Consider the following 12,699-nt stretch of genomic DNA (forward strand, 5'->3'; position numbering starts at 1 on the left):
AAAAAGGTGATTCACCTTATCATCACGAGCTACTCTTGGATTACAACTAGGTCGTCACGGTGAATGACTTCTGACCCATAATCGTATCCAAGGATGTCGCCAATATCTTTACTGTGCTTGCCTGCAATTTTTGCTAGGTCTTGGCTTGAATAACTGGCGATACCACGCGCAATTACTTTGCCTTTGCTGTCTGTGACTTGGGTAACTTCACCACGAGAGAATTCGCCTTTAACTCGAACAACCCCTTTCGCCAACAAGCTGCTGCCTTTGGTGTTGACTGCGTTTACTGCGCCGTCGTCAACCACGATGTCACCTGCTGAAGCAGGGCCCGCTAAAATCCAGCGTTTACGGTTTTCAAGCGCTTCCGCTAAAGGCAAGAAACGTGTGCCTTGTGGGTTATCACTCAGTGAATCAAACACCACATTTTCAGCACTGCCCGCAGCAATAATCACTTCGATGCCTGCGCGACGAGCAATGTCAGCCGCCTGCAGTTTTGTCGCCATGCCGCCAGTACCCAACGTAGTACCGCTGCCACCTGCGATCTTACGCAGCGTGTCATCAATGGTTTTCACTTCTTTGATGAGCTCAGCATTTGGATCTTTACGAGGGTCAGCCGTAAACAGGCCTTTTTGGTCTGTTAGTAGCAAAAGCTTATCAGCACCGCACAAAATACCCACTAAGGCCGACAAGTTATCATTGTCGCCCACTTTAATTTCGTTGGTTGCTACTGCGTCGTTTTCGTTTACTACCGGAATAATATCGTGCTCAACCAGTGCGTTGATCGTGTCACGTGCATTAAGAAAACGCTCGCGATCATCGAGATCAGCACGAGTCAGTAGCATCTGGCCAATCTTAAGGCCATAGATAGCAAACAAAGACTCCCAAACTTGAATCAACTGACTTTGCCCAACTGCCGCAAGCAACTGTTTGCTCGCCATTGAGTTGGGAAGTGCGGGGTAACCAAGGTGCTCACGTCCTGCTGCAATTGCACCAGACGAAACCATAACCACAGAGTGGCCTTGTTTTTTTAATTCAGCACATTGACGAACCAGCTCAACCATATGAGCGCGGTCTAATGCCAATGTTCCACCAGTTAAGACACTGGTACCCAGTTTAACAACGACAGTTTTACGCTGTGTTGTTGTCCCGCTTTGATGATTTGTTGTCATGAAGTCTTTTATGGATAAAACAAATAAGAGGTGATGTTTTAGCAATCAAAAGGGGAATTCACAAGCAGAAAAGGTGCGAAATCGCACCTTTTTGCTTTATATAGAAGAGTAACCTTTAAAATTAGACGAATTCGACAGACTCTTCGTCTAATTGGATACTGATTTCAAACTTACTTTGAAGTTCATCAACCAGTTTCTTGTGGAAGGCTTCTTGAGTTCGAGAGACCTCAGCGACCGCCTTTTTAGGTAACGGCAAAGAATCCCAGTTACCATCGATGTTGTACTTGCCGATATTGTACTTCGCCGAATATCCCTCTTCCGACTTATCCAATTCCAGCCACCAGCCCCAGAACTCGCGTTCTTCTGGTGATTTTTTATCGTTCACACATACAGACAAGCAATCAAAGATATAGTGGCCTTCTTCTGATTGCGGTTCCCTTAAGTAAGGCCCGATCGCCTTTAAAACATTCAACAAGCGGTAATGCGTAGGTTGTTGTGTCACTTCTGACATATTGAATCTCCATTTTCAATGTTAAGAATGACGTTACTCAGACTGTTATACGTAGAAACTACGCATTTGGATTTTATAAATGACCTCTGAGTATCAGGTACTTAGTTTGTACATTTTTCATGCTTAACTAATTTAGGAGAAATGTCATCTAAATAATTCATCCTCAAGCCACTTTATCGCCAATTCGAGGGATTGCTCATAACCTTGTGTAATTGACTTAGCTTTGATTTTCTTCGCTTTTCCGTAATCACTGTAAATAGCAACCAGTTGATTATCCATTGGCGGTGAAACCGGGTCGCCTTCCAGAGCCAATGCCAAGATAGGAACACTGGTTTTACTGTTTGACAGCAAACCTTGTACCTTGAGTGACCACGCCATCAACTGCCCAGAAAGGCTATTGATATCGACCGCCCCTTTACCAAGGCGCGAAGCCAACACATCTAGATGCATTTTAGGCATCTGCTTAAGTTTGTCTGCATGAACAAAGATATCGTGAATTGGCGCGCCTAAAGAAATACACGCTTTAATCTTATGTTGCTCGAGGAAAGATAATCTCACCATCGCATTGCCACCGAAGCGGAAACCAAACAAGCCGACTTTGTGGTGATCGACCCATGGGATGTTAGGCAATTCATTCAGCACTGCTTGGTGAAGACAAGATGAGTCTTCTGTTAACGGCCAATGTGCACTGTGCCCTATTGATGGCATGTCTACCGTTAACATAGCAATGTTCTTAGGTGCTAAATAATCCCTAAACAGGCGCCACATATCGGTTTGCAAGCTATCTAGACCCGCGCTGACAATCACAACCGGTTGTGGTTTATCTGTCTTGGTTAGATGCAAGTTCGCTTTGATCTTCTTGTTTTGGTATGGAATATCAATCTGCTTGACGATCAACTTAGTGTGCTTGATCGCTTCAGAATACGCTGCGTTGGCCAACACTTGAGCCTGAGCTGCCAAGTTGTCGTTCTTGAGGTGTGGGTAACCCGCAATACTGAAGCACAACGATGCGGAAAATAGCTCTTCAGCCATCTCTTCACCATTCTTCTCATTAGAACGATTTTGATGCTGCATACCCAGCTTGGTCCATTCGTATGCCCAGTTACCACTGCGGTAGCCCATCACCGTATCAAGCCACTCATCGGTTGTACGAGAGTTATCTGATGACGCGATGCGAGCCAATACCGCTTCCTGCTCTATTGGATTAACGCCTTGCCATACCCACTGAAGACGTCTTAGGTTTCGATACCATGATGAGTTTTGCTGTTCACGTTTCTCATCCAATAGCGCTTCAGAGCTTGGCATGTATTGTGTCAACATTGAGGTCTCTTTCGCTTGCTTGTGCTTTACAAACAAAGTTTCCGAAAGGTTCGAGCTCGTTTCTTCTGGTTCAGACATTGGGATACTTAATAAGAAATGGTTGTCACTAATAATATAAAAAAAAATGACCCTATAAAGGGTCATTTCTCAAAAAACTAAGTTTACGCTTATTTTGACTTGCGATTTACTGGCTCTACGTAGCTTAGGCTAGTATCCCAAGGTTGCTCAATCCATGTGTCTTGAGCGATATCAACAATGTACTCGTCTAGTAAATCAGCACCAGATGGCTTAGCACATACAGCGATCAATTTCGCTTTAGGGTACATTTCGCGAAGCTTGCGTGCAGTATCACCACTATCAACAAGATCTTCAACGATTAGGAAGCCTTCGCCGTCACCTTCAGGTGCTTTAACGACTGTCATATCACGTTGGTGATCGTGGTCGTAGCTAGAAATACAAATCGTATCTACGTGACGAATACCCAGTTCGCGAGCCAAGATTGCACCAGGAACCAAACCACCACGGCTTACTGCCCAGATGCCTTTCCACTGCTCTGCTGGCATTTGCTTTTCAGCAAGTTGACGGCAGTAAGTCTGCATGTTGTCCCAAGTGATAACGAATTTGTTGCTCATAGTATAAAACCTAATAATTTTGTCATATTATTAGAGGCTATTTCAAACATAGCCTCTTCAGCGATTAAGCAGAAATCTAGACGATTAAGCGAAAATGTATTTAAGAATAAAGATAGCCGACATTACCCACACAGCAGGTGAAACGTCGCGACCTTTACCACTTAGCAGCTTAATTGCAGCGTAAGCGATGAAACCTAGTGAGATACCCTCAGCGATAGAGTACGTCAGCGGCATAAGCAGACATGTTACCACGACTGGTGCTGCTTCCGTAAGATCACGCCAATCAATGCCAACTAGGCCAGACATCATCAGAATTGCTACATAGAAAAGTGCACCTGATGTTGCGTAAGCCGGAATCATACCTGCAAGTGGCGAGAAGAAAAGAGCCAGTAGGAATAAGATACCAACAACAACAGCCGTTAGACCGGTACGGCCGCCTTCAGCAACACCCGCAACACTCTCAACATAAGAAGTAGTATTTGATGTACCTAGCAGTGCACCAATAGATGTTGCTGTAGAGTCAGCAAGCAGTGCTTTGTTCAAGCGAGGTAGTTTGCCGTCTTCTTTGATTAGGTTTGCTTTCGTTGCAACACCAACCAGAGTACCCGCTGTATCGAACAAATCGACGAACAAGAACGCGAATACCACTGAAATCATACCGATTTCAAATACAGCAGAGAAATCAAGCTGCATGAATGTAGGAGCAAGGCTTGGTGGTGTAGACATGATGCCGCCGTATTGAACGTCACCAATAACAATGCCAAGAGCTGTGATAGCTAGAATCGCAATCATTACTGCCCCTTTCACGCCACGGTGAACAAGAGCAATCGTTAGGAAGAAACCAATTGAGCCTAGGATAGGAGCAATCGCGGTAATGTCGCCCAGTGAAACTTTAGTTGCTGGGTTAGAAACAACGATGCCTGCATTGCTAAGCGCAATAAACGCTAGGAAAAGACCGATACCTGCAGAGATACCAACACGCAGAGACATAGGGATCGAGTTGATAATCCATTCACGGATCTTAAAGATGCTTAAGAAGATGAAGATTACGCCTGATACGAAAACCGCTGCCAGAGCAACTTGCCACGTATAACCCATACCCATTACAACAGCGTAGGTAAAGAATGCGTTCAAACCCATGCCTGGAGCTTGAGCAATTGGGTAGTTAGCAACAAAGCCCATGATGAAACAGCCAATAGCAGCCGCTAAACAGGTTGCTACAAATACAGCGCCATGGTCCATACCAGCATCAGCTAGAATCATTGGGTTTACAAAAATGATGTAAGCCATTGTTAGGAAGGTTGTTAGACCTGCGATGATTTCAGTGCGCACATTGGTGCCATTTTCACTGAGTTTGAATAGCTTTTCGAACATTATCGAATCCTATAAGGGTAAAAAGTAAACGGTTGCGTAATCGATTGGCTGTGGATTATAAAGTTATCAAATAACAAATTCCAGATAGAATTAAGGCTCTAATCGATATTTATCAGAATGCCGTATGAAACAAAGCGATTAAAAATGAAGATATCATCGATAAATAACCATTAAAAACAAACAATTAACAACAATAGACTCACTAAAACTAGTTGGTTGTTTTTTCTACCATCGGTTATTTTCATTGATAATCTAGCCAGTAAATTCTGAATTCAAACTCACAATAGTTATGTATTTTTCAACAGGATCAGTAATAAGGCGCAAATTGATATTTCGGCGTTAAAAAAACAACCACGCAGAACAGCAAGGAAAGTGACAAGCGAAAGCGGTTTGGAAAAGTAGCAGGCAAAAAAAACGCCACTCAAAACTGAGTGGCGGTAGAATCTGTCAACCAAAAGGGCTGTAAAAGAATTCCAATATATAGGGGTGAACAAAACTGTTCGAGTTACATGCTTACGGTATTAGTAACCAAAGCTTGTAGGGTATGCAAAGTTGCTAGTGTAAACAGAGCTGTTAATCCAGAACATTGCAGATGGTAAACCTTTCATAACTATCACCTTAATAAATCAATAAAAAACGAATTTGATTTCTCGGTTCCTTGGAGGCGATAAAACGGACTCATCCTTTGAGCATTTACTCTTCATCTCAGAAGTTGGTTATTAATATACCCTAAAGAAAAAAGATTACAAGTATTTTTTGCTATACGTCACATTTTTGGCCATTTACGGTTATTTTGCAAACTTATTTTTGTAATAAAATTACAGAATAGAATTAAACAAACGTTTGCCTGCTCCATTTATAAGCATCAAGGCGCTTAGCTGTGATCAGATGGACAAGATCGCTTTCAAAATTTGAGCTATTTGAGGTTTAGAACCGCTACTCGTCAAAACGCTCAAGTGGTATGCTGTTGCCATCAAAACAGACCCATATTTTAGATTTTTGTTCTAGGTTTTTCCCCATACAAAACCTAAATATATGGTTATTAAATAAAAAAGGAGTCATCCGTGTCTGAATTCCATTCTGAGATCAGTAAATTATCCCCTGCCCCTATCTGGCAGTTCTTCGATAAGATTTGCTCAATCCCACACCCTTCTAAGCATGAAGAAGAGCTTGCTCAATACATTATTGCTTGGGCAACAGAGCAAGGCCTAGATGTACGTCGTGACCCAACGGGTAACGTATTCATCAAAAAGCCAGCAACGGCGGGTATGGAAAACAAAAAAGGTGTAGTGCTACAAGCTCACATCGATATGGTTCCACAAAAGAACGAAGACACAGTTCATGACTTTGCTAAAGATCCAATTCAACCATACATTGATGGTGAGTGGGTTACAGCTAAAGGCACAACGCTTGGCGCTGATAACGGCATGGGCATGGCTTCTTGCCTAGCGGTTCTTGCTTCAAACGAAATTCAGCACGGCCCTATCGAAGTTCTACTAACAGTAGATGAAGAAGCAGGCATGACTGGTGCTTTCGGTCTTGAAGCGGGTTGGTTAGAAGGCGATATCCTTCTTAACACCGATTCAGAGCAAGAAGGCGAAGTGTACATGGGTTGTGCTGGCGGTATCGACGGCGCAATGACATTTGAAATTGCTCGTAATGCGATTCCAGCTGACTTCGTAACACGTAAGCTAACGCTAAAAGGCCTAAAAGGCGGTCACTCTGGTTGTGACATCCACACAGGTCGTGCAAACGCAAACAAACTGCTTGCTCGCTTCCTAGCGGGTCACGCAAAAGAGCTAGACCTTCGCATCGTCGAATTCAAAGGTGGTAGCCTTCGTAACGCGATCCCTCGTGAAGGTTTCGTAACGGTTGCTGTTCCTGCGGCAAACCAAGAAAAACTGGCTTCACTATACAACTACTACACTGAGCTGCTTTCAACAGAGCTAGGTAAAGTAGAAGACAGCATCGTGACTTTCAATGAAGAAGCTTCTGTAGAAATGGGCGCACTTGCGTCAGCAGACCAAGCTCGCTTTATCGCGGCACTTAACGCATGTCCAAACGGCGTGATTCGTATGAGTGACGAGATTGAAGGTGTTGTGGAAACGTCTCTAAACGTAGGTGTTATCACAACAGAAGAGAACTCAATCACAGTACTTTACCTGATCCGCTCTCTTATCGATTCAGGTCGTAGCCAAGTAGAAAGCATGCTTCACTCTGTTGCTGAACTAGCAGGCGCTAACATCGCGTTCTCTGGTGCTTACCCAGGTTGGAAACCAGACGCAGATTCAGAAATCATGCATATCTTCCGTGACATGTACGAAGGTATCTACGGTCACAAGCCAAACATCATGGTTATCCATGCTGGTCTTGAGTGTGGTCTATTCAAAGAACCTTACCCGAACATGGATATGGTTTCTTTCGGCCCAACCATCAAGTTTCCGCACTCTCCTGATGAGAAAGTGAAGATCGACACCGTTGAGCTATTCTGGAACCAAATGGTTGCATTGCTTGAAGCGATCCCAGAAAAAGCTTAATTCGATAAGCTATGTTTGTTCAGTAAATGGTGTTTTACAGTAAACACCGTTTATCTGAGACAAAATAAAACAGGTACTCAATGAGTACCTGTTTTTGTATCTAATCTTTGTAGCTACTACTTGTGACTAAATAAACAATTAAGCGCGTGAAGCCGCGTAGCTTTCTAGCTCATCAATTGAAGTTTGTGCCACAACTTCGCCATCGATGAAGTACGTCACCATCTCGCCATCACGAACACCGATTAACGTCGCACGCTCACCAGACTGGTAAGTAATGTCCATTTGGATCGTGTTTTCATCAATCTGCTGCATTTGACCTTTTTCGATCACATCTGCACTCGTGATAGGACCCACTGGCGCTTCCGTTAGAGACGGATCAAGTTGGTGGTTGATGTCTAGGTAAGTATCAGTCTTTGTATCAAAGATGTGCGGAGAACCAGTTAGTGGGTTGCTACCAGTCCAGAACTCTAGTGAGTTGAATACCAGGTAATCGGCAGCAACTGTTAGGCCGTAAGCAGGCGCTAGTAGCATGTTCAAGCCACCACGTGCGTAACGGTTATCAACAGCCTTAACGTTAAACTTCATTAGGTAACCGGTTACTGCGTTACTACCAACACAGCCAGATAAAGCGACAGAAACCACCGCCAGTGCAACGACTTTTGAAATTGTTTTTTTCATTTTTATCTCGATATATGAATTTGGCCGCCAAAAAATGGCGATGAATAATACCAACCAACCGAACAATAAATATCAGCGTTAAATCAATGTATTGTCAGGAAATTCACAATTCTAAACCCCTTCTAACTAGCCAAATCAAAAACAGAAACCAATTAAGAAACGCCTCCATAAAAAAGTTTTGTCGTCACCGTAAAGCGATTGATTCGTACTAAAAATCAACGATTGATACATTCCGTGTTAACGAATTATCACCATGTTGAGAACAACCTAAATGGCAAGACTAAAACCTAATCAACCCTTCGAATTACTTGGTTATACTGTTCAGCCAGGACAGAGAATGGAGATTGAACTGCAAGCGGCTCAGCTTTACACGCATTCTCCACTTTCAATCCCGATTGAAATTATTCATGGTCGCCAAGCGGGCCCAACACTGATGGTAAACGCGGCGATCCACGGAGATGAATTAAACGGTGTTGAGATTGCACGACAGCTGACCAATGCGATTGATCCAAAGAAACTGAAAGGAACACTACTTGTTGTGCCTATCGTTAACGTATTTGGTTTTATCCATAAGTCTCGTTACCTACCAGACCGTCGTGACCTGAACCGTTGCTTCCCTGGAAGTGAGAAAGGATCACTGACATCACGCATCGCTCACACCTTCTTTGAGAACGTAGCGAAGCACTGTGATTACATTTTGGATCTTCACACGGGTGCGATTCACCGTACTAACTTGCCACAGATCCGTGCAAACCTGTCGAACCCTGAAACACTGCGCATCGCAAAAGCGTTCGCAACACCCGTGATCATAGATTCTCCACTGCGTGATGGTTCACTGCGCAGCGAAGCGGAAAAACTGGGTATTCCTGTATTAACTTACGAAGGTGGTGAAGCGCTGCGTTTTGATCACCTCGCGATTCGTGCGGGTTACCTTGGCGTGCATCAAGTGATGAAAGAAATCGGCATGCTGCGCCCTAACCGTAAGAAGTTACCAGAGCCAGTATTGAGTAAATCCACCAGCTGGATCCGCGCTGAATCAGACGGTATTTTGCGTAACATGGTAAGACTTGGCGAACAGGTTGAAGCAGGACAAACCCTTGCTTACATCAGCTCTCCATTGGGTCACCAAGAAGGCCAAGTGATCACAACCAAAGGCGGTATCGTGATTGGTCAGCAAACTCTGCCTTTGGTCAACGAAGGTGATGCTGTGTTCCACATCGCTTACTTCAAGCAAGACGATGAAGAAGTAGGACAATCAGTAGAAAGCTACATTGAAGAAGTGGCAGAAGACGATTGGCTAACTGCACTGAATAACTGATCAGACAATGCTTAACAGTTTAAGAGCTCGACGTTAAAAGCGAGAAGCCAAACCGAGCTCTTAAACACAATAAAACAGAACTCCACAAACTAAAAAGCCCCAAAACACTTTTAACTCGAAAGAAAAAAGTTGTATCGGGGCTTTTTTTTCACAAATCCCTTATCTTAAAATTAAGGGATCTATAAATTAGTCATGCACTGAATTATTCAGCGTCTTGTTGCTCTTCTGCACGAGCTTTAGCGCGCGCTTCACGTGCTTGCTCAGCTTTAAGCTCTTTAGTGTGACGTAGTTCGTCACGCTCTTTACGTTGCTCTGATTTACGCTCGTTACGTTCAGCTTGGTTAGCGATGAAAGATGCTAGCTCTTTCTCTGCCCACTCTTGTGCTAGAGCTTCAGTTTCGAAACCAGACTCACGCTTAGATACTGTAGTGCTGCGAGACGTTACTTGACGAGTAATCTCTGCACACCAACCGTTGCGTTTTTCTGTAAGGCGGATATCAAATTTTTTGTTCTTAGACATGTTCTATTTTTTCCTAAGGGAGATCATTAAGGGATCGGTCAACTTTGATAACTCCATCTAAGTGAGCATCTTTTAACACCATCCCTTGGTAAGCGCGGTATTAGAGCACAAATCAATGAATATTGCTGCAAATATTTGCAGCGGATCACACTCCAATGCTGCAAATCGTTTGCGCCTAATTTCAATCGGTTCATAACTCTCGGTTCACCATCAACTTCTATCCTATTTTATCGATAACAATGAAATGAACTATGCTCAAACAGAGATAAATGAAAGAGATACCTGCTTGCTCAGGTTTATAGACTCTACTGTCTCACCTACTCCGCTCATAATTAAAATAGCTAAGGAGTTGCTATGGATAGCTTCATCAAAAATTTACCCAAAGTTGAGCTGCACTTACATATAGAAGGCACATTAGAGCCAGAGCTGATGTTCCAACTCGCCAAGCGTAATAACCTGTCGATTCCCTTTGAGACCCCAGACCAAGTTCGAGACGCGTACCAGTTCCACAATCTTCAATCCTTTCTCGATATCTATTACCAAGGTGCAAACGTACTGATTCATGAACAAGATTTCTACGACCTGACGTGGGCTTATCTGTTGAAGTGTCAGCAAGATAATGTGGTTCATACTGAGATCTTCTTCGACCCTCAGACTCACACTGAACGCGGCATTGACTTTGAAGTCATCGTTGGCGGGATTACTCGAGCTTTGAATCAAGTGGAGCAAGAGCTTGGTATCAGCAGCCAACTGATCATGTGCTTTCTGCGTCATCTCGATGAAGACAGCGCTTTTGAAACACTCAAACAAGCCCTTCCTTATAAAGATAAGATCATTGCCGTTGGGTTAGATTCATCAGAACAGGGCAATCCACCAGAGAAGTTTAAACATGTATTCCAAGAAGCGATCAACCAAGGCTTTCTGACTGTCGCGCACGCCGGAGAAGAAGGCCCAGCACAAAATATTAGCGACGCACTGAGCTTGCTAGGCATTACCCGAATTGATCATGGCGTTCGCTGTGTAGAAGATGAAGAGTTGATGGAACAGCTAATAGCAAAACGTACACCACTGACCGTCTGCCCGCTGTCGAATACCAAGCTCAAGGTGTTTGAGACCATGCAAGAGCACAACATCGTCGAGTTGCTGAGAAAAGGGCTGTGCGTCACCATCAATTCCGATGATCCGGCTTACTTCGGCGGCTATATGAATGATAACTTCCTCGCCGTCGCCAATGCTCACCCAGTGACCAAAAACGAATTGGCGCAGTTCAGTATTAATGCCATCGAAGCCAGTTTTATCTCGCCTCACGCCAAGGAAGATCTCATCACACAGGTACGCCAATACCTTGCTGCGAGTACTTAATGAGTTATCAAGATCAAAAAGGGAAGCTCTGAGCTTCCCTATCTATATCAATAGATAACTAATTGGCTTAGCCCGGGTGACCATCCACTCTTGGCGTTAACAGCATCATCCCAAATTTCCAGATAAATAGACCGAACGCTAACGTCCATAAACCCGCGCTGATGTTCACCATCTCAAATAAATACGCAGGGAAGAAAGTCACACCTACGCTGCGAACCAAAGCCGCGATAAAAATAGCCGAGAACGCTAACGCCATACTTGGCCCTTTATAGATTGCACGACCCGTGTGCCCCATTGTCACGCGCGTAATCATCGCAAGAATTAATCCACTCAAACCGCCAATCGCAAACAAGTGCAGCATGTTGTGGCTTGCGAACGGGTTGTCTAATAAACCTCGTAGCAGCAAGCTTAAAGGGATGCATAGGTAAGCCGCATGCAGCGACCACACCAAGGGCTCAGATAACGTAGTCCAAGGCTTCCAGCGGATAAAGCGCACCAACTGAGTCACACCTGCAAATACAATCAACTCATTGCCGACTTGAGCAAAGGTCAATGGGAAGAAGCTCAATACAAATAAGCCAACCAAAGGTAGATTCGCTAACCATTCTAACCAAACTAGTGGTTGTGCTTTTTCAAAATCAAAGCGACGCGCAGTGAAGAATGGAATAACTCGCCCACCCATCACTGATAGCAGCAAGGTAAACCACCATAACATTGCGTGCCATACCGCAGACGATGGAAATGGAGGCATTCCCTTAATGGTCGCGTAACTAGCAGAGTTCGCCACGATAGCCAATATAAACAGCGGCACAAAAAACAGGTTCTTCCAGCCTTTCGACTTCACGACTCGAAAACCAATTTCGTAGGCGGCGAAGATTAAGAACAGCGCCTCAACCGACGAGATCAGCCATAACGGAGCGGGGGTCCAAAACAGAATACGAGGTGCGAGCCAAAAGCCCACAAGAATTGCCAACCGATAGTGCTTGGTTCCATTGACACCCGTCCAGGTTTGCACGGCAGTGAGCACAAAGCCGACAACAATCGCCATCGAAAAACCAAACAGCATCTCATGCACGTGCCACCACAGTGCGGGAACTTTTAAAATCTCAGGTTGACCGTTTTGGAACATGATGACCCAAGCTACAATCGCAATCACGGCATAGAGACTGCCTAAAAAGAAGAAAGGTCGAAAGCCTAAACGCAGGTAGGCTGGAATCGCGTCTTCTACACTTTTATCTGTGATATTTAACAAACTCGCTCCTAATTCTCAGATAAGCG

Annotated in this window: 11 protein-coding genes; 3 read left to right on the top strand and 8 right to left on the bottom strand. The window is 44.2% G+C overall.

All coding sequences use genetic code 11. From position 1 onward, the window contains the following. Positions 1–29: 29 nt before the first annotated feature. The 5 genes from proB to ACED46_RS02790 all read right to left on the bottom strand — a co-directional run bounded on the left by proB (position 30) and on the right by ACED46_RS02790 (position 5,006). Entirely contained in the window at positions 30–1,214 is a 1,185-nt protein-coding gene (proB, locus tag ACED46_RS02770; protein ID WP_012604650.1) for a glutamate 5-kinase, read from the bottom strand. A gap of 76 nt (positions 1,215–1,290) precedes the next feature. Continuing rightward, positions 1,291–1,680 (bottom strand): sigma factor-binding protein Crl, encoded by a 390-nt coding sequence (gene crl / locus ACED46_RS02775; protein WP_017060787.1) that lies wholly within the window; start codon positions 1,678–1,680, stop codon positions 1,291–1,293. A gap of 144 nt (positions 1,681–1,824) precedes the next feature. Then, complete coding sequence (frsA, locus tag ACED46_RS02780) at positions 1,825–3,078, bottom strand: esterase FrsA (protein WP_017060788.1); 1,254 nt, start codon at positions 3,076–3,078, stop codon at positions 1,825–1,827. A gap of 89 nt (positions 3,079–3,167) precedes the next feature. Continuing rightward, positions 3,168–3,632 carry an oxytetracycline resistance phosphoribosyltransferase domain-containing protein Tet(34) gene (gene tet(34), locus ACED46_RS02785; protein WP_009847475.1) on the bottom strand — a complete coding sequence of 155 codons (465 nt, stop codon included), beginning with the start codon at positions 3,630–3,632 and terminating at the stop codon, positions 3,168–3,170. Positions 3,633–3,716: 84 nt separating this feature from the next. Then, a complete protein-coding gene (locus ACED46_RS02790) occupies positions 3,717–5,006 on the bottom strand; it encodes an NCS2 family permease (protein WP_017066820.1) in 1,290 nt (429 codons plus the stop codon). Between the two features lie 1,064 nt (positions 5,007–6,070). On the opposite strand from ACED46_RS02790, the gene ACED46_RS02795 reads away from it, so the two are divergent. Further along, positions 6,071–7,543 (top strand): aminoacyl-histidine dipeptidase, encoded by a 1,473-nt coding sequence (locus ACED46_RS02795; protein ID WP_371720854.1) that lies wholly within the window; start codon positions 6,071–6,073, stop codon positions 7,541–7,543. Positions 7,544–7,681: 138 nt separating this feature from the next. Here ACED46_RS02795 and ACED46_RS02800 read toward each other — a convergent pair whose 3' ends face one another. After that, positions 7,682–8,221: a DUF3332 family protein gene (locus tag ACED46_RS02800; protein WP_017066819.1), complete on the bottom strand. Its 540-nt coding sequence runs from the start codon at positions 8,219–8,221 to the stop codon at positions 7,682–7,684. Positions 8,222–8,492: 271 nt separating this feature from the next. Between ACED46_RS02800 and ACED46_RS02805 the strand changes: the two genes are divergently transcribed. Continuing rightward, positions 8,493–9,539 carry a succinylglutamate desuccinylase/aspartoacylase family protein gene (locus ACED46_RS02805; RefSeq protein ID WP_371720855.1) on the top strand — a complete coding sequence of 349 codons (1,047 nt, stop codon included), beginning with the start codon at positions 8,493–8,495 and terminating at the stop codon, positions 9,537–9,539. A gap of 202 nt (positions 9,540–9,741) precedes the next feature. Here ACED46_RS02805 and ACED46_RS02810 read toward each other — a convergent pair whose 3' ends face one another. Then, entirely contained in the window at positions 9,742–10,059 is a 318-nt protein-coding gene (locus tag ACED46_RS02810; protein ID WP_017069509.1) for a DUF3622 domain-containing protein, read from the bottom strand. Between the two features lie 354 nt (positions 10,060–10,413). On the opposite strand from ACED46_RS02810, the gene ACED46_RS02815 reads away from it, so the two are divergent. Beyond that, positions 10,414–11,421, top strand: a complete 1,008-nt coding sequence (locus ACED46_RS02815; RefSeq protein ID WP_017069510.1) for an adenosine deaminase — start codon at positions 10,414–10,416, stop codon at positions 11,419–11,421. Positions 11,422–11,488: 67 nt separating this feature from the next. Here the strand turns inward: ACED46_RS02815 and ACED46_RS02820 are convergent, their stop codons facing one another. After that, a complete protein-coding gene (locus ACED46_RS02820) occupies positions 11,489–12,673 on the bottom strand; it encodes an NnrS family protein (protein WP_371720856.1) in 1,185 nt (394 codons plus the stop codon). Positions 12,674–12,699 lie beyond the last annotated feature (26 nt).

This window comes from Vibrio sp. 1S139, assembly GCF_041439475.1.
GTDB classification, from domain to species: Bacteria; Pseudomonadota; Gammaproteobacteria; order Enterobacterales; family Vibrionaceae; genus Vibrio; species Vibrio crassostreae_C.